This is a genomic window from Nonomuraea aurantiaca (assembly GCF_020215705.1).
GTDB classification, from domain to species: domain Bacteria; phylum Actinomycetota; class Actinomycetes; order Streptosporangiales; family Streptosporangiaceae; genus Nonomuraea; species Nonomuraea aurantiaca.
Window position 1 is genome coordinate 54,678 of the sequence record NZ_JAIWNB010000001.1, and the last position, 21,897, is coordinate 76,574.

21 protein-coding genes and 1 tRNA gene are annotated in these 21,897 nt (G+C 69.7%); 16 read left to right on the forward strand and 6 right to left on the reverse strand.

Annotation, left to right across the window (positions count from 1 at the left end; translation table 11 throughout):
* The first annotated feature begins 8 nt into the window (after positions 1 to 8).
* From araB to araA, 3 genes are read left to right on the forward strand one after another with little or no spacing between them, the layout of a single operon-like run.
* Positions 9 to 1,634 (forward strand): ribulokinase, encoded by a 1,626-nt coding sequence (gene araB, locus LDL49_RS00290; protein ID WP_225288801.1) that lies wholly within the window; start codon positions 9 to 11, stop codon positions 1,632 to 1,634.
* On the forward strand, positions 1,631 to 2,293 hold the full coding sequence (locus LDL49_RS00295; RefSeq protein ID WP_225288802.1) for an L-ribulose-5-phosphate 4-epimerase: 663 nt from the start codon (positions 1,631 to 1,633) through the stop codon (positions 2,291 to 2,293). The genes araB and LDL49_RS00295 overlap by 4 nt, the downstream gene beginning before the upstream one ends.
* A complete protein-coding gene (araA, locus tag LDL49_RS00300) occupies positions 2,290 to 3,744 on the forward strand; it encodes an L-arabinose isomerase (RefSeq protein WP_225288803.1) in 1,455 nt (484 codons plus the stop codon). Before LDL49_RS00295 ends, araA begins: the two co-directional genes overlap by 4 nt.
* Here araA and LDL49_RS00305 read toward each other — a convergent pair.
* Positions 3,741 to 4,094, reverse strand: coding sequence for a PLDc N-terminal domain-containing protein (locus tag LDL49_RS00305; RefSeq protein ID WP_225288804.1), 354 nt, complete (start codon positions 4,092 to 4,094; stop codon positions 3,741 to 3,743). The two genes, araA and LDL49_RS00305, sit on opposite strands and share 4 nt — an antisense overlap.
* Positions 4,095 to 4,245: 151 nt before the next feature.
* Between LDL49_RS00305 and LDL49_RS00310 the strand changes: the two genes are divergently transcribed.
* Both LDL49_RS00310 and LDL49_RS00315 read left to right on the forward strand, forming a co-directional pair.
* Positions 4,246 to 5,409: an FAD-binding protein gene (locus LDL49_RS00310; protein WP_225288805.1), complete on the forward strand. Its 1,164-nt coding sequence runs from the start codon at positions 4,246 to 4,248 to the stop codon at positions 5,407 to 5,409.
* A gap of 36 nt (positions 5,410 to 5,445) precedes the next feature.
* Positions 5,446 to 5,838 (forward strand): DUF3224 domain-containing protein, encoded by a 393-nt coding sequence (locus LDL49_RS00315; RefSeq protein ID WP_225288806.1) that lies wholly within the window; start codon positions 5,446 to 5,448, stop codon positions 5,836 to 5,838.
* Here LDL49_RS00315 and LDL49_RS00320 read toward each other — a convergent pair.
* Complete coding sequence (locus LDL49_RS00320) at positions 5,826 to 6,800, reverse strand: AF_0692 family protein (RefSeq protein ID WP_225288807.1); 975 nt, start codon at positions 6,798 to 6,800, stop codon at positions 5,826 to 5,828. The genes LDL49_RS00315 and LDL49_RS00320 overlap by 13 nt on opposite strands.
* 107 nt (positions 6,801 to 6,907) lie before the next feature.
* Between LDL49_RS00320 and LDL49_RS00325 the strand changes: the two genes are divergently transcribed.
* Entirely contained in the window at positions 6,908 to 7,111 is a 204-nt protein-coding gene (locus LDL49_RS00325; protein WP_225288808.1) for a hypothetical protein, read from the forward strand.
* Here the strand turns inward: LDL49_RS00325 and LDL49_RS00330 are convergent.
* Positions 7,108 to 7,518 (reverse strand): hemerythrin domain-containing protein, encoded by a 411-nt coding sequence (locus tag LDL49_RS00330; protein WP_225288809.1) that lies wholly within the window; start codon positions 7,516 to 7,518, stop codon positions 7,108 to 7,110. The two genes, LDL49_RS00325 and LDL49_RS00330, sit on opposite strands and share 4 nt — an antisense overlap.
* 50 nt (positions 7,519 to 7,568) lie before the next feature.
* Between LDL49_RS00330 and LDL49_RS00335 the strand changes: the two genes are divergently transcribed.
* From LDL49_RS00335 to LDL49_RS00360, 6 genes are all read left to right on the forward strand, one after another.
* Positions 7,569 to 8,267 carry a TetR/AcrR family transcriptional regulator gene (locus LDL49_RS00335; protein WP_225288810.1) on the forward strand — a complete coding sequence of 233 codons (699 nt, stop codon included), beginning with the start codon at positions 7,569 to 7,571 and terminating at the stop codon, positions 8,265 to 8,267.
* Positions 8,251 to 9,336 (forward strand): methyltransferase, encoded by a 1,086-nt coding sequence (locus LDL49_RS00340; protein ID WP_225288811.1) that lies wholly within the window; start codon positions 8,251 to 8,253, stop codon positions 9,334 to 9,336. Before LDL49_RS00335 ends, LDL49_RS00340 begins: the two co-directional genes overlap by 17 nt.
* Positions 9,337 to 9,450: 114 nt before the next feature.
* The gene (locus tag LDL49_RS00345) at positions 9,451 to 10,470 is read left to right on the forward strand and encodes a type III polyketide synthase (RefSeq protein WP_225288812.1); all 1,020 of its coding nucleotides are present in this window, start codon (positions 9,451 to 9,453) and stop codon (positions 10,468 to 10,470) included.
* Between the two features lie 4 nt (positions 10,471 to 10,474).
* Positions 10,475 to 10,978 (forward strand): isoprenylcysteine carboxyl methyltransferase family protein, encoded by a 504-nt coding sequence (locus LDL49_RS00350; protein WP_225288813.1) that lies wholly within the window; start codon positions 10,475 to 10,477, stop codon positions 10,976 to 10,978.
* A 94-nt stretch (positions 10,979 to 11,072) separates the two neighbouring features.
* Entirely contained in the window at positions 11,073 to 12,590 is a 1,518-nt protein-coding gene (locus LDL49_RS00355; RefSeq protein ID WP_263654444.1) for a vWA domain-containing protein, read from the forward strand.
* A gap of 108 nt (positions 12,591 to 12,698) precedes the next feature.
* Positions 12,699 to 12,771 (forward strand) — tRNA-Ala (locus LDL49_RS00360).
* A gap of 471 nt (positions 12,772 to 13,242) precedes the next feature.
* Here LDL49_RS00360 and LDL49_RS00365 read toward each other — a convergent pair.
* Positions 13,243 to 15,195 carry an RCC1 domain-containing protein gene (locus tag LDL49_RS00365; RefSeq protein ID WP_225288814.1) on the reverse strand — a complete coding sequence of 651 codons (1,953 nt, stop codon included), beginning with the start codon at positions 15,193 to 15,195 and terminating at the stop codon, positions 13,243 to 13,245.
* An 875-nt stretch (positions 15,196 to 16,070) separates the two neighbouring features.
* Between LDL49_RS00365 and LDL49_RS00370 the strand changes: the two genes are divergently transcribed.
* The gene (locus tag LDL49_RS00370) at positions 16,071 to 16,517 is read left to right on the forward strand and encodes a group II truncated hemoglobin (RefSeq protein WP_225288815.1); all 447 of its coding nucleotides are present in this window, start codon (positions 16,071 to 16,073) and stop codon (positions 16,515 to 16,517) included.
* Positions 16,518 to 16,578: 61 nt separating this feature from the next.
* Here the strand turns inward: LDL49_RS00370 and LDL49_RS00375 are convergent, their stop codons facing one another.
* On the reverse strand, positions 16,579 to 17,211 hold the full coding sequence (locus LDL49_RS00375) for a hypothetical protein (protein WP_225288816.1): 633 nt from the start codon (positions 17,209 to 17,211) through the stop codon (positions 16,579 to 16,581).
* A 589-nt stretch (positions 17,212 to 17,800) separates the two neighbouring features.
* Here LDL49_RS00375 and LDL49_RS00380 point away from each other — a divergent pair.
* From LDL49_RS00380 to LDL49_RS00390, 3 genes are read left to right on the forward strand one after another with little or no spacing between them, the layout of a single operon-like run.
* On the forward strand, positions 17,801 to 18,448 hold the full coding sequence (locus LDL49_RS00380; protein WP_225288817.1) for an acyl-CoA-like ligand-binding transcription factor: 648 nt from the start codon (positions 17,801 to 17,803) through the stop codon (positions 18,446 to 18,448).
* Positions 18,445 to 19,929, forward strand: a complete 1,485-nt coding sequence (locus tag LDL49_RS00385; RefSeq protein WP_225288818.1) for an FAD-dependent monooxygenase — start codon at positions 18,445 to 18,447, stop codon at positions 19,927 to 19,929. Before LDL49_RS00380 ends, LDL49_RS00385 begins: the two co-directional genes overlap by 4 nt.
* A gap of 27 nt (positions 19,930 to 19,956) precedes the next feature.
* Positions 19,957 to 20,721 (forward strand): class II aldolase/adducin family protein, encoded by a 765-nt coding sequence (locus LDL49_RS00390; protein ID WP_225288819.1) that lies wholly within the window; start codon positions 19,957 to 19,959, stop codon positions 20,719 to 20,721.
* A gap of 223 nt (positions 20,722 to 20,944) precedes the next feature.
* Here the strand turns inward: LDL49_RS00390 and LDL49_RS00395 are convergent, their stop codons facing one another.
* Positions 20,945 to 21,892 carry a GlxA family transcriptional regulator gene (locus LDL49_RS00395; protein WP_225288820.1) on the reverse strand — a complete coding sequence of 316 codons (948 nt, stop codon included), beginning with the start codon at positions 21,890 to 21,892 and terminating at the stop codon, positions 20,945 to 20,947.
* Positions 21,893 to 21,897: the final 5 nt, after the last annotated feature.

Here is a 21,897-nt window from a genome sequence, read left to right on the forward strand (position 1 = left end):
ACACATACGTGATTGGTGTCGACTTCGGCACGCTGTCCGGCCGCGCCGTGGTGGTGCGGGTGGAGGACGGCGCCGAGGTCGGCACCGCCGTGCACGAGTACGCCCACCGCGTCATCGAGGACCGGCTGCCCGGCTCCGAGGTCCGGCTGGGACCCGACTGGGCGCTGCAGTCCCCGCAGGATTGGCTGGACGTGCTGCGCACCGCGGTGCCCGAGGCCGTGGCCGCGGCCGGGATCGACCCGGCGCAGGTCGTCGGGCTCGGCACCGACTTCACCGCGTGCACGGTGCTGCCGACCACCTCCGACGGCACGCCGCTCGCCTTCCAGACGCCCGAGCGGCCGCACGCCTGGCCCAAGCTGTGGAAGCACCACGCGGCGCAGGCGCACGCCGACCGGATCAACGAGCTGGCCGCCCGGCGCGGGGAGAGCTGGCTGCCGCGCTACGGCGGCAAGATCTCCTCGGAGTGGGAGTTCGCCAAGGGCCTTCAGATGCTCGAAGAGGACCCGGAGACCTACGGGCGGGCCGAGCGGTGGATCGAGGCGGCCGACTGGATCATCTGGCAGCTCACCGGGGTCGAGACGCGCAACGTCTGCACCGCCGGATACAAAGGGATTTTTCAGGATGGGGGCTATCCGTCTGAGGACTTCCTCGCCGCCCTCAACCCCGGCTTTTCCGGATTTGTCGACAAATTGGGGCATGAGCTGGCTCCGCTGGGCGGGCTCGCCGGGCGGCTGACCGCGCAGGCCGCCGAGTGGACCAAGCTGCCCGAGGGCATCGCGATCGCGGTCGGCAACGTCGACGCGCACGTCACCTCCGCCGCGGCCGACGCGGTCCGGCCCGGCCAGATGGTCGCCATCATGGGCACCTCCACCTGCCACGTGATGCCGTCCGACCAGCTCGCCGAGGTGCCCGGCATGTGCGGGGTGGTCCAGGACGGGATCGTTCCGGGACTGTGGGGATACGAGGCGGGACAGTCGGGTGTGGGCGACATCTTCGCCTGGTTCGTCGACAACGCAGTGCCCACCTCGTACGCGCGGCTCGCGGCGGACCGGGGGCAGTCGGTGCACGACTACCTGACCGAGCTGGCCGCCGCGCAGCGGGTCGGGCAGCACGGCCTGGTCGCGCTCGACTGGCACAACGGCAACCGCTCGGTGCTGGTCGACCACGACCTGTCCGGCGTGGTCGTCGGCCAGACCCTGGCCACCAAGCCCGAGGACGTCTACCGCGCGCTCATCGAGGCCACCGCGTTCGGCGCCCGGGTGATCGTCGAGACATTCGAGGCGTCGGGCGTGCCGGTGACGGAGTTCGTGGTGGCCGGCGGCCTGCTGAAGAACCGCTTCCTCATGCAGGTCTACGCCGACGTGCTGCGCCGGCCGCTCTCGATCATCGACTCCGAGCAGGGCCCCGCCCTCGGCTCGGCGATCCACGCGGCCGTCGCGGCGGGCGCGTACGACGACATCCAGCAGGCCGCGGCCGTGATGGGCGCGCGGCAGGAGAACGCCTACGTGCCCGACGCGGACCGGGCCGACGCCTACGACCGGCTCTACGCCGAATACCGCACGCTGCACGACTACTTCGGGGATGGACGAATGCTGCACACGCTACGCGCGATCAGGAACGAGGCCCGCTCATGACCGAGGCCATGCGGAAGACGGTCTGCGACCTGCACGCCGAGCTGGTGCGCAACAACCTCGTCGCCTGGACCGCCGGGAACGTCTCCGGCCGGGTCCCCGGTGAGGACCTGTTCGTCATCAAGCCGTCCGGGGTCACCTACGACGAGCTGACGCCGGAGAACATGGTCGTCTGCGACCTCGACGGCAACCTGGTGGCCGGCGAGCACGCGCCGTCCAGCGACACCGCCGCGCACGCCTACGTCTATCGCGCCATGCCGGAGGTGAACGGGGTGGTGCACACCCACTCCACCTACGCCTCCGCCTGGGCGGCGCGCGGCGAGGCCATCCCGTGCGTGCTGACCGCCATGGCCGACGAGTTCGGCGGCGAGATCCCGGTCGGGCCGTTCGCGCTGATCGGCGACGACTCCATCGGCCAGGGCATCGTGAAGACGCTCAAGGGGCACCGCTCGCGGGCCGTGCTGATGCAGAACCACGGCGTCTTCACCATCGGCCCGACCCCCAAGGCGGCGGTCAAGGCCGCGGTGATGTGCGAGGACGTCGCCCGTACCGTGCACGTGGCCCGGCAGCTCGGCGAGCCGCTGGCCATCGCTCAGGACGACATCGACCGCCTGTACGACCGCTATCAGAACGTCTACGGACAACAGAGGAGCCCGCGTTGAACATCTGGTTTCTGACCGGCAGCCAGGGACTGTACGGCGAGGACACGCTGCGCCAGGTCGCCGAGCAGTCGCAGCGGATCGCCGCGGCGCTCCCGGTGCCCGTCGAGTGGAAGCCCGTGCTCACCGACGCGGCCGCGATCAGGCGGGTGATGCTGGAGGCCAACGCCGACGACTCGTGCGCCGGCGTGATCGCGTGGATGCACACCTTCTCCCCGGCCAAGATGTGGATCGCCGGGCTGGACACGCTGCGCAAGCCGCTGCTGCACCTGCACACGCAGGCCAACGTGGAGCTGCCGTGGAGCTCCATCGACATGGACTTCATGAACCTCAACCAGGCCGCGCACGGCGACCGCGAGTTCGGCCACATCCAGACCCGGCTGGGCGTGCCACGCAAGACCGTGGCCGGGCACGTCAGCGACCCGTTCGTGGCCGACCGGGTGCTCGCCTGGTCGCGCGCGGCGGCGGGCCTGGCAGAGGTGCGTACGCTCAAGCTCGCCAGGTTCGGCGACAACATGCGCGACGTGGCCGTCACCGAGGGCGACAAGGTCGAGGCGCAGCTCCGCTTCGGTGTCTCGGTCAACACCTACGGCGTCAACGAGCTGGTCGAGGCCGTGGACGCCGCCTCCGACGCGGACGTGACGGCGCTGGTCAAGGAGTACGCGGAGCTCTACCGGGTGGCGCCGGAGCTGCTGGGCGAGCGGAACGAGTCGCTGCGCTACGCCGCCAGGATCGAGCTGGGCCTGCGCGGCTTCCTGGAGGCGGGTGGGTTCCGCGCGTTCACCACGAACTTCGAGGACCTCGGCGGGCTGCGCCAGCTCCCCGGCCTGGCCGTGCAGCGGCTGATGGCCGACGGGTACGGCTTCGGCGGCGAGGGCGACTGGAAGACCTCGGTGCTCCTGCGCACCCTCAAGGCCATGGCGCCGGGCGGCACCTCGTTCATGGAGGACTACACCTACAACATGACGCCGGGCGAGGAGCTCATCCTCGGCGCGCACATGCTGGAGGTCTGCCCGTCGATCGCCACGGGCACCCCGTCGTGCGAGATCCACCCGCTGGGCATCGGCGGCCGGGAGGACCCGGTGCGGCTGGTGTTCGACGCCGAGCCGGGTCCCGGCGTCGTCATCGGGCTGGCCGACATGGGGGACCGGTTCCGCCTGGTGGCCAACGAGATCGACATCGTCGCGCCGCCGCACCCGCTGCCCAACCTGCCGGTGGCGCGCGCGGTCTGGCGGCCCCGGCCGAACCTGCGTACCTCCGCCGAGGCCTGGCTGACCGCGGGCGCGCCGCACCACACCGTGCTCTCGACGGCGGTGGGCACCGAGGAGCTGACCGACCTGGCCGACATGCTCGGCGTCGAGCTGCTGGTCATCGACGCGGACACGACGGCCCGGAGCTTCGCCAAGGAACTGCGCTGGAACCAGGCGTACTACCGGCTGGCGCAGGGCTTCTAGTCGCCCTTGGGGGTTTCGTCAGGTGGCTTCGGGGCGTTCCTGCGCTGTTCCTCGGCCCGCTCGCGGAGGCGGCGCAGGAACTCCTCGTCGTCGTCGGGGTTGGTCGCGGCCGGCCGCTGCGGCCGGTCGTACTCGGGGTAGCCGGTCGGCCGCGCCGCCGGGAGCGCCTGCGGCCGCCCGGCCACCAGCCAGACGATGGAGCCGACCAGCGGGAACAGCAGCACGACGAGCACCCAGAGGATCTTCGGCAGGTTGCGGCACGCCTCTTCGGGCGTGGTGATCGCGTCGAACAGGCAGTACAGCCAGAGCACGAGCGTGGCCAGACCGAGGGCCTCGGACAGGTAGAGCACAAAATTCTCCTCGGCGGCGCCCGGAGCGCCTTTGTCGTCGGCGCTTTCGTCGGCGGCACCCGAAACTAGCGCCCCCTCGCGGCGCTGACAAGAGCTATGGAACTGTAGGGCAGTGACGTTGAAGAATTGGGCGGGAAACATCGCCTTTCAGATGAAAAACGTGCATCATCCCTCCTCCCTCGACGAGCTCCAGAGCCTTGTCGCCGGCACCGCCTCCATCCGGGCGTTAGGCAGTGGCCACTCCTTCAACGACGTCGCCGACTCCACGGGTGACCTGGTCGTCCTGGACCGCCTGCCGTACGAGATCGAGATCGACAGCGCCGCGGCGCGCGTGCGGGTCGGCGGGCGGGTGACGTACGCGGAGCTCGCGCCCGTGCTGCACGCGAGCGGGTTCGCGCTCGGCAACCTGGCCTCGCTGCCGCACATCTCGGTGGCGGGTTCGGTCGCGACCGGCACGCACGGCTCCGGCGGCGGCAACCGGAGCCTGTCGGCGGCCGTGGCGGCGCTGGACCTCGTCACCGCCGACGGCTCCCTGATCACCCTCGCGCGGGGCGATGCCGACTTCCCCGGCGCGGTCGTGGCGCTCGGCGCGCTCGGCGTCGTCACCTCGGTCACGCTCGACCTCGTGCCCGCCTTCGAGCTGCGCCAGTACGTCCGGGAGGGCCTGCCCGACGACTTCGACTTCGAGGCCGTCATGTCGGCCGGCTACAGCGTCAGCCTGTTCACCGACTGGCTGGCGACCAACGTGTGGCTCAAGCGCCGCAGCGAGCTGCCCCCCGGCGACTGGCACGGCACCCGCGCGGCCGACGGGCCCCGCCACCCGGTGCCGGGCATGCCGGCCGGCAGCTGCACCGCGCAGCTCGGCGTGCCGGGGCCGTGGCACGAGCGGCTGCCGCACTTCCGGGCCGACTCGCCGCCGAGCAGCGCGGGCGACGAGCTGCAGTCGGAATTCCTGCTGCCCAGGGGGCACGCGGCCGAGGCGCTGCGCGAGCTACGGGGCATCGGCGACCGCCTCAGGCCGGTGCTGCAGATCTCCGAGGTACGCACGATCGCCGCCGACGACCTGTGGCTCAGTCCGTACCTCGGCCGCGACACCGTGGGCGTGCACTTCACCTGGGTCAAGGACACCGCGGCGGTGCTGCCGGTGATCGAGCTGGTCGAGGAGCGGCTGGCGCCGTTCGATCCCCGGCCGCACTGGGGCAAGCTGTTCACCCGCTGGCCGTCGTGCCCGGAGCGCTTCCGGGACCTGGTGGGGCGCTATGACCCGGCGGGCAAGTTCCGCAACGACTTCGTACGGACGCTGCTGGATACCTGACCGCATCTGACAGGTATGACCCGCACCATGGGACGCATGACAGCCAAGGGAAGCTTCGACACCGCCGACTGGACCCCCCAGCCTCCGTACGAGGAGGGCGACGGCGTGTCGCTCGCCCACGTCACCCTGGGCAAGACCTTCCACGGCGACCTGACCGGCACCAGCGTGGTCAGCATGATCATGGCGTTGACCCCGGTCGCGGACTCCCGTGCGTACGTGGCGATGGAGCGGGTCGTGGGCACGTTGGAGGGGCGGTCGGGCAGCTTCGTCCTGCAGCACTTCGCGGCGGGCGACCGGGGCGAGCAGTCACTGCGCGTCTCGGTCGTCCCGGACTCCGGCACCGGCGGGCTGAGCGGCCTCAGGGGGGAGATGGACATCCTCATCGCCCCTGACGGCTCGCATTCGTACGTCTTCGACTACCGGCTCTGAGGATCGGGCGCGTTTGTGGCGACGCGGCGGGCGGCGAACGCGAGCAGGACCAGCGCGCCGAGGCCGAACACGATGTGGCTGAGCAGGTTGATCAGGGGAGTCGCCGGCACGAGCGGGCCGGAGAAGAAGGCGTGCCACACGTAGGTCAGCAGTGCGCCGCCGGCCAGTGCCATCCGGTGCCTGCCGTCCCATCCGCGCCGGGCCGACCAGAACAGGGCCAGGGCGGTCATCCCCACCTCGACCCCGGCCAGCAGCGCGGTCCCCAGCGCGACCTGGTCGCCGAGCAGGAGCTTCGGCGCCTCGAACAGCACGCCCGCCACCAGCGTCACCGCGAGGACCAGCCAGGGCGCGGGCGCCTCGGCCGCCCGGCCGCCGTTGGTCCCGCGGGGCAGGCGGAAGGCCAGCACGACGAGTGCCACCACGATCACCACGATGGACACCAGCTGCGGCACGGACGCCAGGAAGTGCCCGTTCATGTAGCTGATCACCGTCGTCAGGGCCGCGCCCAGCACGGCCAGCACGGCGGTGACCGCCAGCCCGACCTTGCCGAGCCACGGCGTGGTGCGGCGCGCACCGGTCAGCTCCTCGGTCAGCGCGATGGGCACGCTCATGCTCCACACGGTGTGCAGCGCCAGCACGAACAGCGTCCACGGCACCCCGATCCCCAAGGCCGGCACGAACCCGGGATCGAGCAGCCGCAGACCGGCGTAATTGGGGTTGAACAGCGACATCGTCATGATCCCTTCCTCGAACACCCCGTAGGCGAGGGACATGAGCACGATGCCCGGCCAGCCGATCCCCGCCCTGCGCGCCACCTCGCGGATCAGCAGCGCGGCGCCGCCGTACGTGGGAGCGAGCAGCACCAGGAAGGGCAGCGAGGTGAGCGGGAAGTCGCCGAGCAGGAACTCGGCCACGAGCGGGGACAGGAGGGCGAGCCCTAAGGCAGGCAGGATTCGTCGCATGCCACCGATCCTTCCGAGAACCAGACGTGAGGGGAGGTGCCATCCATCCTGACCTTGCTATGACAATCGTCCTATGACGGCCCTTTGGGTCAAAGGGGCTCTCCCAGGTGTTCGTCGCCGGGCCGGCCGTGGTGGAGGCGCTGAAGGCGGAGATCGCCGTGCGGCTGGAGGCGGTCAGGTCGCCGTTCAGGACGGCGGAGGCGTTCTTCATCATGGCCAACTCGCGCGTGGCGCAGGCCGACGCGAGCCGGTGGCGGCGCCACTTCACGCTCATGCTCGACGCCCTGAGGCCCGCGCCGCCGGCCGGTTAGAGCCCCTCGGGGAAGTCGGTCATCGCGTTGAGCAGCGGTACCAACTGCTCCTCCTCGTAGTTGAGGTGCGCCTCCAGTTCGCGGGACAGCTGATCGAGCTCGGCGCCGACGTCGCCCTCACCGGGGAGTTCGCGGATCCGCGCGAGCAGCCGCGCCACCACCTGGTGCTCGGCCCGCAGCCGGGCCAGTACCTCTGTCAGCGCGGGATGCGCGCCCGCCAGGTGCGGGAACAGGACGCCGTCCTCGCCGGTGTGATGGGCGTGCAGCGCGTCGCAGAACGTCAGGCAGTGCTCCCGCAGCTCGGGCCGCGAGCCGGGTGCCCGCCGCAGCGCCGCGAGCTCCCGCCGGAAGCCGTCGTGCAGTTTCACCAGCTCGTCACCCATGGCGATGAGTCGTTCGTCGCTCATGTCATGCCCTCCCTAAGTTTTTATACGCGTATAGAAAGTAGCATGACAGGATGCCCGCACGTACTGGACGGCCGCCCAAGATCTCCAGGGCGGACATCGTGTCCGCCGCCCACCGGCTCATCGAGGCCGAGGGGACGGAGAGCCTGACGATGCGCAGGCTGGCCCGCGAGGTCGGCGCCACGCCGATGGCCCTCTACCACCACGTGCACGACAAGGAGGAGCTCCTTCTGCTGCTGCTCGACGACTACGCGGCGGCGATGCCCCGGCCCGAGCTCCCGGACGAGCCGGGCGAGCGGATGGCCGCGGCGGCCCTCGCCATGCACGAGGCGCTGGCGGGCGTCCCGTGGATCGTGGACGTCCTCAGGGCGGACGACCTGCTCTCGGTCAACGCGCTGTGGTACCCGGAGACGATCATCGATGCGGCCGTACGCGCCGGGCTGCCGCTGGAGCGGGCCGTGGCCGCGTACCGGATCATCTGGCACTACACGGCGGGGGAGATCACCGCGCGGGCGGCGGCGCTGCGCAGGCGGGGGGAGGGCAGGCCGACGTACCGGCGGCAGGTGTTCGCCACGCTCGACGCCGAGGCGTTGCCGCGCCTCGCGGAGGTGGGCGGGCGGTGGGAGGAGCTCACCGCGCGCGACACCTACGGCGAGGGGCTGCGCGCTCTCGTGGCCGGGCTGCTGCTAAATGGATTGGCCACGGGGCGATCGTTCGTGAAACGGTCTGGGTCTGATGATCAGATGGACTGAGGCGGGCGAAGAGTGTTCGGCGGCGTGGCGATCCGCACTGGAGGCGCCGCCACCGGCTCGGGTGGTGATCGCCGACGACCGGATGAAGGCCGACACCGCCTACCGCCTGGCTCGTGAGGGCACCGCCCTGCTGTGGCGCGGCGACTTCCAGAACGCCCGGCAAATGCTCCAGGCGATGGGCCGCCGATGCGAGCCGGCCGAGCCCGGCGCCACGTTCGACCGCTACCGCCAGGCCCAGGGCCGGCGGGCGCGCACGCTCGGCCTGCTGCTGATCCCGTACGACGAAGGCCACGTCATCCCGCTCGCCCGCGCTCCCGACGTGCGGGAGGCGTGCGAGGAGGTCTACGGGCCGGCGGAGGGTCCGTACGTGGGGTCGTTGCGCGAGCTGCTCGGGCTGATCGGCGCGCACGAATGGCGTAAGAAGGGCGTCGAGGTCCCGGCGCTGGGTGCCCGGATCCATCCGCACTATGGAGTCTTCTCCCCGATCCGCGGCGAATACATTGATCTGGTGGCCCAGGCGCCCCTGCCCGGCAAGCGGCTGGCCTTCGACCTCGGCACGGGCACCGGAGTTCTGGCCGCGGTGCTGGCCCGGCGGGGCGTCGAGCGGGTCGTGGCCACCGATCTCGACCGGCGCGCGGTGATCTGCGCCCGCGACAACATGGCCCGGCTGGGCCTGGCCGATCGGGTCGAGGTGGTGGCGGCCGACCTGTTCCCGCCGGGGCGCGCGCCGCTCGTCGTGTGCAACCCGCCCTGGCTGCCCGCGGAGCCGTCGTCGCCGCTCGACCGGGCGGTGTACGACTCCGGTGGGGGCATGCTCCAGGGGTTCCTCGACGGTCTGGCCGAGCATTTGGAGCCGGGCGGCGAAGGGTGGCTGGTGCTGTCGGACCTGGCCGAGCACCTTGGCCTGCGGTCCCGTGCCGACCTGATGGCCATGTTCGACGGTGCGGGGCTGCGGGTCGTGGACCGGCTCGACACCCGGCCGCGTCACCGGCGCGCGTCCGACGGCACCGACCCGCTGAGGGCGGCGCGGGCCGCCGAGGTGACGTCTCTGTGGCGGCTCGCCCACTGAAGTCCTTCTGGCCGATCTGCCCCGGCTCGAACGGCGACGCTCAGCAGCCCCGGCGCGTACGGGCATGAGCGCGGCCGCATGTTAGCCGGCCCCTCTTCGCGGCAGAAGAGATATATGCACATTTCGGGGGTACAGACTGTTTTGCCCGATTACCGCTACGCGCAGGCGGAGATCACCGAGGCATTCTCCCGGCTGACCGACGCCGACCTCGACCAGCTCGAACGTTTCCACGCAGCCACCGGCGTCCAGAGCCGGAACCTGGCGCTCCCGCTGGACGACTACGCCAAGCTCGACTCGTTCGGCCGCGCCAACGACATCTACCTTGAGATCGCGCTCGACCTGAGCGAACGGGCACTCCGTGGTGCGCTGGACAAGGCGGGCGTATCACCGCGGCGGGTGGATCATCTGGTGTTCTGCTCGACCACCGGACTCGCCACTCCGTCCTTGGACGCGCGGCTGATCCAGCGCGTGGGGCTGCGGCCGGACGTCAAACGGGTGCCGGTGTTCGGGCTGGGCTGCGCCGCGGGGGCCTCGGGCCTGTCGCGGCTGAACGACTATCTGCGCGGCTGGCCCGAACAGGTGGCGGCGCTGGTCTGCGTGGAAATGTGCTCGCTGACCACTCAGCGCGACGACACCTCGATCGCGAACCTGGTCGCCAGCGGCCTGTTCGGCGACGGCGCGGCGGCCGTGGTCGCGGTGGGACGCGGCCACGGGCCGGAGGTGGTGGCCACGCGCAGCAGGCTGTACTCGGGTACGGAGCACCTCATGGGCTGGCAGGTGAGCGAGCGGGGTTTCCGCCTCGTGCTGGACGCCGAACTCACCGACTTCGTGGAGAAGGTGCTCGCGGGCGACATCAGGGGCTTCCTCGCCGACAACGGACTCACCCCCGAACAGGTCGGCACCTGGATCTGCCACCCGGGCGGCCCGAAGGTGATCGACAAGATCGTGGAGCGGCTGGGGCTGGATCCGGCGGCTCTGGAGGTCACGTGGCGGTCACTGCGCGAGCACGGGAACATGTCGTCGGTCTCGGTCCTGCATGTTCTGCAGGAGACACGCGGCCGTCCGGGCCAACCGGCCGTGCTCCTCGCCCTCGGGCCCGGCTTCTCGGCCGAGTTGCTCCTGCTGCACTGGTGAGTCCTTGACTCCGTACATGCTGCTGATCGGGCTGGTCGTCGTCGAGCGGCTGGCCGAGCTGGGCGTGGCCCGCCGCAACCTGGCCTGGGCCAGGTCGAAGGGCGGCATCGAGTACGGTCGGCGGCACTATCCCTGGATCGTCCTGGCCCATACCGGACTCCTGCTGGCCTGCCCGGCTGAGGTGTGGCTGCTCGGCCGGCCCTTCATCCCGGCGCTCGGCTGGCCGATGCTCGCGATCGTCCTGCTGGCCCAGGGGCTGCGCTGGTCGTGCATCGCCACCCTGGGCAGGCAGTGGAACACCCGCGTCGTCGTGGTGCCCGGAATGCCGCTGGTCGGCACGGGGCCGTACAGGTGGCTGCGTCATCCGAACTACGTCGCCGTGGTCGCGGAGGGGGTGGCGCTGCCGCTGGTCCACACCGCCTGGCTCACCGCGCTGGCGTTCACGCTGGTGAACGCGCTGTTGCTCACGATCCGGATCCGGGTGGAGGAGGCGGCGCTGGTCGGCTGACCGGATCACGTGTTGATCGCGGTTTGCGCTCGCTTGCGTCACCGGCCCGGCCAGGCCATTTCCGGGAGCCGTCATACGGCCGGAGGTGGTTGCGATGAAATTTCGTCCTTTGGCGATCAGTGTCGGAATTGCTGGACTCCTGGCACTGGCCGCTTGCGGCGGCGGTCCCGGGGGGACAAAGGGAGACTCCGGCCTTCGGGCGCCCGCTTCGTCCAGAGCCGCACCGTCGGCTTCGTCTGGGCCCGAACTCCCCGCAGATGCCAAGCCCGAGGCTCGGGCGAGCGCATCTGCCGCTCCCGAGGAACAGAAGGACACGTCGGCTGCGCAGATCTCGACGTTCGCTTTGGACGTGGACACCGCTTCGTACACCTATGCCCGCCGTACCCTCCAGGAAGGACGCTGGCCCGAACCGGGGCAGATCCGGCCGGAGGAGTTCGTCAACGCGTTCCGGCAGGACTACGCGCAGCCGCGGGACGACGGGTTCACCGTGCACGTCGACGGCGCCATGATGCCGTCGCACAACCAGGCCGTTTTGCGCGTCGGCCTGCAGACGCGCGCCTCCGACGCGGCGGCGCGGCGCCCCGCCAACCTCACCTTCGTGATCGACGTGTCGGGGTCGATGGCCGAGCCCGGCCGCCTCGACCTGGTGAAGCAGTCCCTGCACACGCTGATCGACCAGCTCGCGCCGGGCGACCAGGTGTCGATCGTCTCCTTCAGCGACGAGGCCACGGTGCTGGCCTCGATGACGCCGCTGGCCGCCCGTACCGAGCTGCACGCGGCGGTGGACCAGCTGACCGTGGCCGGCAGCACCAACCTGGAGGCCGGACTGGTCACCGGCTATGAGCAGGCGGCCAAGGCGTTCCGGCCGGCGGCCACCAACCGGGTCATCCTGCTCTCCGACGGCCTGGCCAACCAGGGCAGCACCGAGTGGCGTTCCATCCTGGACCGGGTCAAGGAGTACGCGGGCCGGCAGGTCACCCTGCTGACCGTCGGCGTCGGCCGGGACTACGGCGACCAGCTGATGGAACAGCTGGCGGACAACGGCGACGGCGCCGCCGTCTACGTGAGCACGCAGGAGGACGCGGACAAGGTCTTCGCCTCGCAGCTCCCAGCCACGATCGAGCTGCGGGCGCGCGACGCCAAGGCGCAGGTGGTCTTCAACCCCTCTGCGGTGGCGGGCTACCAGCTCATCGGGTACGAGAATCGCGCGCTGTCCACCGAGGAGTTCCGCGACGACAACCGGGACGGTGGCGAGATCGGCCCCGGCCACTCGGTCACGGCTCTCTACGCGGTACGGCTCAAGCCAGGCGCGACCGGGCAACTGGCCCAGGCGACCGTACGCTGGCAGGACCCCGACACCAGGAACCCCGCCGAGACGAGCAAGTCGGTGGACGTGGGGGCATTGACCGATTCGGTATGGGAGAAGGCGCCGGTGCGGCTGCAGGTGGACGTGGTGGCGGCGGCTTTCGCGGTGTACATGCGGGACCGGGAGGCGTTCGGGCTGAACCTGCCGACGCTGGGGGAGCAGGCCAAGCGGCTGGCGGGGGCGGCGGAGGACCCGATGGTGACCGAGCTGGCGGGACTCATCGACAAGGCCCGCTCAGTGGGGTAGCCGTTCTCCGGCTGGGCCGCTTCTTTGAGAGGCGGCCCAGTTGCTTGGGGCGGGGTCGCGCGGCGGCTGGCCGGGGCTGGGAGTCGGATACACTTGGGGACGGTTCAAGGGGCTATGGCGCAGTTGGTAGCGCGCCTCCATGGCATGGAGGAGGTCTGGGGTTCGAATCCCCATAGCTCCACTCTTCCCGCACAAAGGTCTTCATCGGGGCGCTTCGCGCTCAAGGGTCTCAGGCGTTGCTTCCAGTCGCGGCAGGCCGCGACCCCTGTAGGGCCTCCGCTTCGCTCCGGGCGCTTGATTGGGCGTGGGCTTCGCCCACGCGTTTCCCGTTGACCGATCGGGCCATCTGAAGACCTTGTCGGCCGGACATCGATCACGCTCGTTACTGTCAAACGCCAGCTGATGTCCGCGGTCGAGGCCCTCAGGTCCCCGGCAATGGTCGGCAGAGCCGGGGCGACGAGCGACTGCAGCATCGCGAACACCATCCCGGCCAGCGCCAGGAAGCTGAAGACGAGCGCGGGCTTCGTGTGCCGGGCAGCCCGGGGGAGCGCGACGAACAGCCGCTATGGCCCTGAACTGCCGTCGGTCGCCGTCGATCTTCTGTGTTCGCGGCCGGCCATGGAAGCGCCGGCTCAATGGAGGGGCACGGCGCTCAGGCGACCGAGTGGGTGATGGTGCCCGTGTAGGTGCCCGCGACGGCGGAGTCCGGGATGGTGATGACGAGCGTGGGCTGCCAGCCCGTGGATTGGGCGAAAAGTGATGTCTTGCGGCCGCTGAACGCGGTCAACGGCGCCGACAGGGCGACCTTCTGGGTCGAGAGGGGCTGCCCTGGGGTGCGGGTGCCGCCGCCGGATTGGGCGGTGCTGGGGCCGGACCAGTACGAGACGTTGGCGTTCGTGATGGTCTCCGCTGACGATCCGCCCCCGGTGGTGAAGTTGGTGGCGGTCACGGTCGCCGTCCAGAGGGGAACCCCTGCCCGGGAGTCGGCCACGGTCACCGTGCCCATGGAGACGCTGATCGTGTCTCCCGAGACAGCGCTGCCGAGATTGGCCGAGGTCGGTACGGTGATCGTCAGAATGCCCACGGGCACGACTGTGGCGCCGACGCTGGGGCCCGACGTGCCGACGGTCATCAAGGTGACAACGGTGATGGTGTACGTGGTGCCATTGGTCAGGCCGGTGATCGTGCAGTTGAGGGCGCCGGCGGTCGTGCAGAACGCGCCGCCCGGGCTGGCAGTGGCGGTGTAGCCGGTGCTGGAGTTCAGGAATTCCGGCGCGGTCCAGGAGATCGCGGCGGTGGTGTCGCCGGGTGTGGCGACGACTGCCGTGGGCGGCTGCGAGGTGACCAGCACGGCGACGAGGCGCTGAGTGGTGGTTTGATCACCGAGTTGGCCTGTGGCGTTCGCACCCCAGCAGTACACGGTGTTGGTGGAGTCCAAGGCGCACGTGTAGTCCTGCCCGCCGCTGATCTGGGTGATGGTCTTGCCGGACAGCACGCCGGAGGCGGTGACGGTCGCCGGTACCAGGCTCTGGGTGGTGGAGTTGTTGCCGAGTTGTCCGGTGCTGTTGTATCCCCAGCAATACGCGAGACCGGCGCTGTCCAGGGCGCATGCGTGGGCGCCGCCTGAGGTGAGTTGGTTGATGGTCTTGCCGGAGAGCACGCCGGTAGTGGTCACCGCCACGGCCGTCAAGCTTCCTAGGGTGGAGTTGTTGCCGATCCGTCCGTTGGCGCCGTTTCCCCAGCAATACGCGAGGCCGGCGCTGTCCAGGGTGCACGTGAACCAGTTTCCGGCTCTTATCTCGGTAAGGGTCTTGCCGTTGATCGCGGTACCGAGCGTGGTGACGGTCACTGGTACCAGGCTCTGGGTGGTGGAGTTGTTGCCGAGTTGCCCGAAGCTGTTGTATCCCCAGCAGTAGGCCTTGCCGGTGTTGTCCAGCACGCAGGTGTGCTCGTAGCCGGTGCCGATCTGGGTGAGGGTTTTGCCGCTGAGTACGCCGGTAGCGACCACGGCGACCGGTGTGTTCTTGTTGGTGGTCGAGTTGTCCCCGAGTTCTCCCTCGCCGTCATACCCCCAGCAATATGCCTTTCCGGTGTTGTCCAGAACGCACGCGAAAGAGTTGCCGGCGCCGATCTCGGTGAGGGTTTTGCCGGCGAGTACGCCGGCGACGCTCACGGCGACGGGCACTGTCCGCTGGGTGAAAGAGGCGTCCCCGAGCTGCCCGTACGGATTCCAGCCCCAGCAGTAAGCCTTGCCGGTGCTGTCCAGTGCGCAGGTGAAGGACTGGCCCGCGACGATCTTGGTGAGTGTCTTGCCCGCCAGCACTCCGCTCGTGTCCACGGCGACCGGAGTGGTCACGGGGTTGACGGACGTGGTGTTGTTGCCGAGTTCGCCGTTGGTGTTGCTGCCCCAGCAGTACGCTTTGCCGCTGCGGATCGTGCAGGCGTGGCTGTACCCGGCCGCGATCGTGGTGGCGTGCGACGATACCGCGAGAGCTGCCGGCACGGGCGTCAGGGCGGTGAGGGCGGCCCATTCGAGCACCATGAACGCCACCACCACCATGCCGAGGGAGGTCGCCCGTCGGATGCTCCGCCAGTAGCCGTCCATCGCGGCTCGCATTCGCCGGCGCGGCCCTGACGGTGAAGAATTCCCCTGGCAGCCACTCAGCGACCTGTGCATCTGCGCTTCCCCATCAAGTGCGCGGCTGCGGACCAGGGCACTCATGTATGGACGGAGCATGGGCAGCACGCTAACACTTTGTGTGATTAAATTCTTGCGCTGAGTAGTTATGTCGCTGTCAACGGACGGTCATGGGCGTTTGCCCGGGGGCGTAGATACTGGATCATCGAGGTCGCAGGTCACTCCCTGTTCCGCCGTGGACGTCCCCCAGGCCCGCTGGACCAAAGACCTGCCCGGCCTCACCAAGGGCGGACCGTCCGGGGGGATCACCGGGGCTCGCCTGGTGAAACACGCCCACGGGTGGACCATCGCCTTCCGCACCGAGCTGCTGGTCTCCGCCCCCGTGCCGCACACCGGGCCGAAGGCGGGCATGGACCAGGGGCATCAAGGTGCCCCTGGCCCTGTCCACCGGGGAGCACCTTCGGCACGGCCTGTGGCTGTCCAGCGGGCAGCGCGATCGTGGTCGAAGACCTGGACATCACCACCATGATGGCCTCGGCGTCTGGGACCGTGCGGAAGCCGGGGCGGGGCGTCGCCCAGAAGCCGCCACGGCGGGATCGTGCGAGACGCAGTCGCGGTTCGCGTGCAAGAATTTCCCACAGTCTCGCCCGCACCCGCGCTGCGTGCTGCTGCATAAGCGGCACAGGAATCCTCCACCTCTATTTATGTGGAGGAGCACGTCAATTCAACCGGAGCTTCCATCGCCTGTCTGGACTCCGGCTCGCCGATGGCTTGCCGAGGATCGCACCTCGGCCTCGGGAGCCATCTAGCGCTTGACCGAGAGTTCCTGTAATGATGTAATCATGGAAACTCTCTTTGAGCACGCAGGTGGCCAAGAAGGGCTCCACAGGTTCATCGACATCTTCTATGGAAGCGTCCTGTCCGACCCGTTGCTTCAGCCATTGTTCGGCCAAGGACTTCCGCAGCACGTGGCACATCTGACGGCGTTCACGGCCGAGACCTTCGGCGGGCCGGACACGTTCTCCAGGGAAATGGGCGGGTTTTCCAGGCTGATCGACGCGCACCGGGGGCTGGGGATCAGCGAGGGGCAGCGTCAGCGGTTCGTCGAGCTGTACATGGCGGCCGCCGATCAGGCCGGACTGCCGGAGGACGCGCCTTTCCGGGAGGCGTTGCGGTCCCATGTGGAGTTCGGGTCGAAGGTGGCGATGCAGAACTCCCATGCCGAAACCGACGACCAACTCCACCCGCTCCGAGAGGTGCCGCAGTGGGGATGGTCCGAGCCGGGCTAGTTTCCACCAGCACGTCATTCCCGCCCAAGCCCCGGGACTCGGGCGGGTAATGCCGGGAATCCTACTTGTGCTGCAACAGCAGGGTGAACAGCACGTTGGTGGTCGTACTGAGCGCGAACATGGTCACCGCGACGATCAGGTCATCCCGCTTCCGTGCCAGCAACCCGCCCTGCGAGCCCTCCGGAACGTTGACGATGACCGCCTGCGTGAGGCCGGCGCCGAGCCGTTTCCACAGGTACTTGAACCCCAGGCCGAGCACCAGCGGGACCATCGTGACCGGCAGCAGGCTCCACCACACCGGCCCCGAGAACGAGCCGAGGAAGCGGCTGGCGACCGCCGCGCCGACGATCGCCGCGAGGGTGCCGACGGCCAGGCCGGGGATGAGGGCGAACTGCGCCCAGGTCCGCTTCTTCTCGTTGCAGATCTCCCTGATCCGGGCCGCGTCGTTCGCCGTCTCGTCCACCCGGTAGCGGAGCAGCAGAGCCGTCCCCGAGGAGAGCGTCAACTCCATGATCTTGTCTTTGTTGACGGGGTCGCGCCGGACCATCCGCACCATCTTCAGCGTCGGGGTCATCCTCGAGCCGAGGTCGTCGATGTCCGCTGACGAGTCGGACTCGTACACGACGTAGTTGCTGTCGGTCCAGATGCTGGAATAGGCGCCGGTCTGCTCGAATATCTTGGCGAGCTGCGTCAACTGCTCGCGGTGGAGCTTTGTCGGCCCGAGGTTCTCTTTCCTTGGTGTCCCAAGGCATCGGGGGGTGATGGCCACTAGGCTGCCTCTCGATCTTCGTAGTGGTACTGACTGGCTGGTCGGGCCCTCAGGCGCCAACTCCGAAGCGGCCGAGTTGGTTAGCGCGCCTGTCTCTTTCTCCTGTGATCGCCTGCACATGCGAACAAAATGGACATCAAGGCAATGTGTGCATAGTTCGCCCATGTGCTTATAAAGCGTAACTCGGGGTGGTTTAATGAACCGCCACTGATCCTAGCTGAAGATCGCAAATGTATTGCGTATTCTCTTCGCGTTTGCCGAAAGGCGAGGTGGGTGGGTGGTTATGTCCTTGGGAACGCCGGAAGTGCCGGATGGGACTTGGACGGTGGCGGTGAGATTTATTCACGTTGGTGTTCGGGAAGGCCCTTTCCCGAATCCTTTGTGGCGGAAGATAGCGCTTTTGGCTCAGGGGCTAGCGGCGGTGGGGGCTCTCCTGCTGCGCCGGAGGGTGCCGGCGGAAAGTTGCGGTATGGGAAAACTTGCCTAGTCCGCAAGAATCTGTAGTCTGGGGACCATGACCGGGCTACGCGAACGAAAGAAGCAGGCGACCCGCGACGCCCTGATGGCCGCCGCGCTCCAGCTCGCCATGGAGCGCGGCCTGGACAACGTGCGGGTCGAGGACATCGCCGAGGCGGCGGGGGTGTCGCCGCGGACGTTCAGCAACTACTTCTCCAGCAAGTGGGAGGCGCTCGCCGCCCGCCACGTCGACCGGACCAGGCATTCGGCGCAGGTGCTGCGCGACAGGCCGCCGGGCGAGCCGCTCTGGGAGGCGGTGACGCGGGCCATGCTGGCGCCGTGGCAGCTCGCGGAGCGGACCACGCAGCCGCCCGCCCCTGAGGTGCGGGCCGCCCTGCGGCTGCTGACCAGTGCGCCCGCGATGGAGGGGGAGTCGCTGCGGGTGCTCTTCTCCGCCGACGCCGAGCTGGCCGCGGCCGTCGCCGAGCGCACCGGCACCGACCACGAACGCGACCTCTATCCACAGCTGGTCGCCACGGCGGTGATCACGGCCACGCAGACCGCCGTCCGCCACTGGCTGCTCGTCGAGCCCGCCGTGCCGCTCCTCCCGCTGATCGAAGAGGCGATGCGCCAGCTCGCCACCGGCCTGCCCGACCCACTCGCCACCGGCCTACCCAATCCAACGGCAGAAGGAGCGCCCCAATGACCGCGGACGTCGTCATCGCCGGTGGTGGCCCCAACGGGCTGATGCTGGCCAGTGAGCTGGCCCTGGCCGGAGTGCGGCCGATCGTGCTGGAGCGGCTGCCGGAGCGGAGCCAGGCGCCCAAGGCCAACGGCATCATCGGGCAGGTCGTCAGGCTGCTCGACCAGCGCGGCCTCTACCGGCGCTTCCTGGGCGTCGCCGAGCCGCCGCGGCCGATCCCGATGTTCCTGTTCGGCGCGCTGCCGCTCGACCTGGCCGAGATCGAGGGCAACACGATGTACGGCATGGGCATCAAGCAGGCCCGCCTGGAGGAACTGCTCGAGGATCGGGCCCGCGAGCTGGGCGTGGAGATTTGGCGGGGGCGGGAGCTGACCTCGTTCACCCAGGACGAGGCGGGCGTCACACTCGAACTGGACGGCGGCGAACAGCTGCGCACCCGTTACCTGGTCGGCTGCGACGGCGCCCACAGCACGGTCAGGAAGCAGGCCGGCATCGGCTTCCCCGGCGTGAACGCGTTGTCCGTCATCTCACGGGGCGGCCACGTCGTCCTACCTGAGGCGACGATCCGGATGGACCGGGCCGAGCTGGAGCTGCCCGGCGTGGGCACGATCGCCCTCTACGGCTGGTACCGCACCGAGCGCGGCGCGTACGCCCTGCTGCCCGTAAGCCCAGAGGTCCTGATGATCAGCTGCATCGAGTGGGACGGCGACGATCCCGGCGAGGACGTCGAGATGACGCTCGGCGAGCTGCGCGAGAGCCTGTCCAGAGTGCTGGGCGTCGACATCTCGCTGGCCGCCCCGCCCGGTCCGGGGCCGCACCTGCTGCGCCGCCTCAGCGGGCGCAACACCCGGATGGCCGACCGCTTCCGAGCGGGCAGGGTCCTGCTGGCCGGGGACGCCGCCCACGTGCACTCCGCGGTCGGGGCGCCGGGGCTGAACCTGGGCCTCCAGGAGGCGGCCAACCTCGGCTGGAAGCTGGCGGCCACGGTACGCGGCACGGCGCCGCCCGGCCTGCTCGACAGCTACGACCGGGAGCGCCGGCCGGCCGCCGAGCGGGTCACCATGCACAGCAAGGCCCAGCTGGCGCTCATGTCGCCGGGGCCGGAGGTGACGGCGCTGCGCGAGGTGTTCGGCGAGCTGCTCCAGGACAAGAGCGCACGTGGCCGGATATCTGCCCTCATGTCGGGCGCGGATGTCACCTGTCCCATGGACGCCCCCGCCCACCCCCTGACCGGCCACTTCGTACCTGAGCTGGAACTGGAGCCGGTGCCTCTCCCCACACTCATGCGGGAGGCCCGGCCGCTCCTGCTCGACCTCGCGGGAAGTGTTCAGAAGGACGTGTGGGGCGGCCGGATCGACGTGGTCACGGCCACGTGCGCGGCGCCGCCCGCCGACGCGCTGCTGATCCGCCCGGACGGGTATGTGGCCTGGGCGGGCACCCCGGACGACTCGCTGGACGAGGCTGTCAGAACCTGGTTCGGTTAACCTGATCCCGGACTCTGAGGAGGGCTCATGCCGGAGAACCTGATCTTTCGCCTGCCGCCGACGTTCGAGACGGTCGAGGAGGAACGGCGGCATCGCAAGGAGCGGCTGGCCGCCGCGCTGCGGATCTTCGGCAAGCTGGGCTTCGAGGAGGGCGTCGCGGGACACATCACCGCCCGCGACCCCGAGCTGACCGACCATTTCTGGGTCAACCCGTTCGGCATGTCGTTCAAGCACGTCCGCGTGAGCGACCTGATCCTCGTCAACCACGAGGGCAAGGTGGTCGAGGGCCGCTACCCCGTCAACGAGGCGGCCTTCGCCATCCACTCGCAGGTGCACCAGGCCCGGCCCGGGGTGGTGGCGGCCGCGCACAGCCACTCGGTCTTCGGGCGCGCGCTGTCGGCGCTCGGCCGGGTCATCGAGCCGATCACGCAGGACGCCTGCGCCTTCTATGGGGACGTCTCGCTCTTCGACGACTACACGGGCGTGGTGACGGACCTGGAGGAGGGCAAGCGCATCGCCGCCGCGCTGGGCGGCAACAAAGCCGTCGTGCTGCGCAACCACGGGCTGCTGACCGTGGGCGACACCGTGGACGCGGCGGCGTGGTGGTTCATCACGATGGAACGCTCGGCGCAGGTGCAGCTCGTCGCGCAGGCGGCCGGGCAGGTGGTGCCCATCGAGCCGGACAACGCGGCCCTTACGCACAAGCAGATCGGCAACGACCTGGTCGGCTGGATCAACTACCAGCCCCTCCACGACCAGATCACCCGAGAGCAGCCGGATCTCTTCGACTGAGTGTCCGATAAAACCCTTCCATCCGTTACGGCAAGCCGCACCCACCGCCACCCGCCGCACATGGCTGAGGGCCTCCAGGAAAACGCCCGCTGAACCCGCACAGGGCCGGGCGCCGCTACGTGCGCTCAGTTGACCGTGGCTTCCGTTGCGGGCAGCCGTCCCGGATCCTGTGACGGTCCGTGGTGGCCGGGGTCCCAAGGAGGGTCGCAGAACGGGCACCGGCCTAGCGGCGGAAGGTGTGGCGGTAGGTCAGTGGGGCGACGCCGACTGCCGCGTGGAGGTGCTGGCGGAGGGAGACCGTGGTGGTGAAGCCGGCCCTGCGGGCCACCTCCTCCACTCCCGCGTCCGTCGTCTCCAACAGGTGCCTGGCGTGGTCGACCCGTTGCTTGGTCAGCCAGCGCGACGGGCTCAGGCCGGTCTCCTCGCGGAAGCGTCTGGTGAAGGTGCGGACGCTCATCTTCGCGTGGCCGGCCAGGGCGTCCAGGTCGAGTGGCTCGTCCAGGTGCGCGAGCATCCATGTGCGGGTCGGGGCGGTGCTGGTGCCCGTCGGGTCGGGGAAGGGGCGGTCGATGTACTGGGCCTGGCCGCCGTCCCGCCAGGGAGGCATGACGCAGCGGCGGGCCGCCCGGTTGGCCACCTCGGTGCCGTAGTCGCGTCTGATCACGTGGAGGCAGAGGTCCAGTCCGGCCGCCACGCCCGCCGAGGTGAGCACGTCGCCGTCGTCGATGAACAGGACCGAGGGATCCAGGTCGACCCTGGGGAACAGCTCGGCGAAGTGGGGGGCCTCGCGCCAGTGCGTGGTGGCGGGCCGGCCGTCCAGCAGGCCGGCGGCGGCCAGGACGAACGCGCCCGTACAGATCGACATGATCCGCTTGTGGCCCTGCAGGGCGTCGCGCAGGTAGGGCTGGATCGTGCCGTCCTTCATGGTCCGGCCCGCGTGGATGCCGGGGACCAGGACCGTGTCGGCCGTGTCCAGGACGTCCAGGTCGTGGTCGGGCAGGACGCTGTATCCGGCCGAGCAGCGCACGGGCTGCCGGCCGGGGGAGCAGGTGACGACCTCGTAGAGCTTCTCGCCGGCCGGTGACTCCGCCGTCCAGAAGACCTGACCGGGAACGCCCAGGTCGAGAGGGGCGAAGTGATCGAGGACGAGGACCGCGATGCGATGGGCCATGGCCG

What these genes read in the sequence shown, in the direction of transcription:
- LDL49_RS00295 (WP_225288802.1), top strand. Translation starts at nt 1,631, where the DNA reads ATGACCGAGGCCATGCGGAAGACGGTCTGCGACCTGCACGCCGAGCTG.
- LDL49_RS00310 (WP_225288805.1), top strand. Translation starts at nt 4,246, where the DNA reads ATGAAAAACGTGCATCATCCCTCCTCCCTCGACGAGCTCCAGAGCCTT.
- LDL49_RS00315 (WP_225288806.1), top strand. Translation starts at nt 5,446, where the DNA reads ATGACAGCCAAGGGAAGCTTCGACACCGCCGACTGGACCCCCCAGCCT.
- LDL49_RS00320 (WP_225288807.1), bottom strand. Translation starts at nt 6,800, where the DNA reads ATGCGACGAATCCTGCCTGCCTTAGGGCTCGCCCTCCTGTCCCCGCTC.
- LDL49_RS00330 (WP_225288809.1), bottom strand. Translation starts at nt 7,518, where the DNA reads ATGAGCGACGAACGACTCATCGCCATGGGTGACGAGCTGGTGAAACTG.
- LDL49_RS00335 (WP_225288810.1), top strand. Translation starts at nt 7,569, where the DNA reads ATGCCCGCACGTACTGGACGGCCGCCCAAGATCTCCAGGGCGGACATC.
- LDL49_RS00340 (WP_225288811.1), top strand. Translation starts at nt 8,251, where the DNA reads ATGATCAGATGGACTGAGGCGGGCGAAGAGTGTTCGGCGGCGTGGCGA.
- LDL49_RS00345 (WP_225288812.1), top strand. Translation starts at nt 9,451, where the DNA reads ATGCACATTTCGGGGGTACAGACTGTTTTGCCCGATTACCGCTACGCG.
- LDL49_RS00355 (WP_263654444.1), top strand. Translation starts at nt 11,073, where the DNA reads ATGAAATTTCGTCCTTTGGCGATCAGTGTCGGAATTGCTGGACTCCTG.
- LDL49_RS00365 (WP_225288814.1), bottom strand. Translation starts at nt 15,195, where the DNA reads ATGGACGGCTACTGGCGGAGCATCCGACGGGCGACCTCCCTCGGCATG.
- LDL49_RS00370 (WP_225288815.1), top strand. Translation starts at nt 16,071, where the DNA reads ATGGAAACTCTCTTTGAGCACGCAGGTGGCCAAGAAGGGCTCCACAGG.
- LDL49_RS00380 (WP_225288817.1), top strand. Translation starts at nt 17,801, where the DNA reads ATGACCGGGCTACGCGAACGAAAGAAGCAGGCGACCCGCGACGCCCTG.
- LDL49_RS00385 (WP_225288818.1), top strand. Translation starts at nt 18,445, where the DNA reads ATGACCGCGGACGTCGTCATCGCCGGTGGTGGCCCCAACGGGCTGATG.
- LDL49_RS00390 (WP_225288819.1), top strand. Translation starts at nt 19,957, where the DNA reads ATGCCGGAGAACCTGATCTTTCGCCTGCCGCCGACGTTCGAGACGGTC.
- LDL49_RS00395 (WP_225288820.1), bottom strand. Translation starts at nt 21,892, where the DNA reads ATGGCCCATCGCATCGCGGTCCTCGTCCTCGATCACTTCGCCCCTCTC.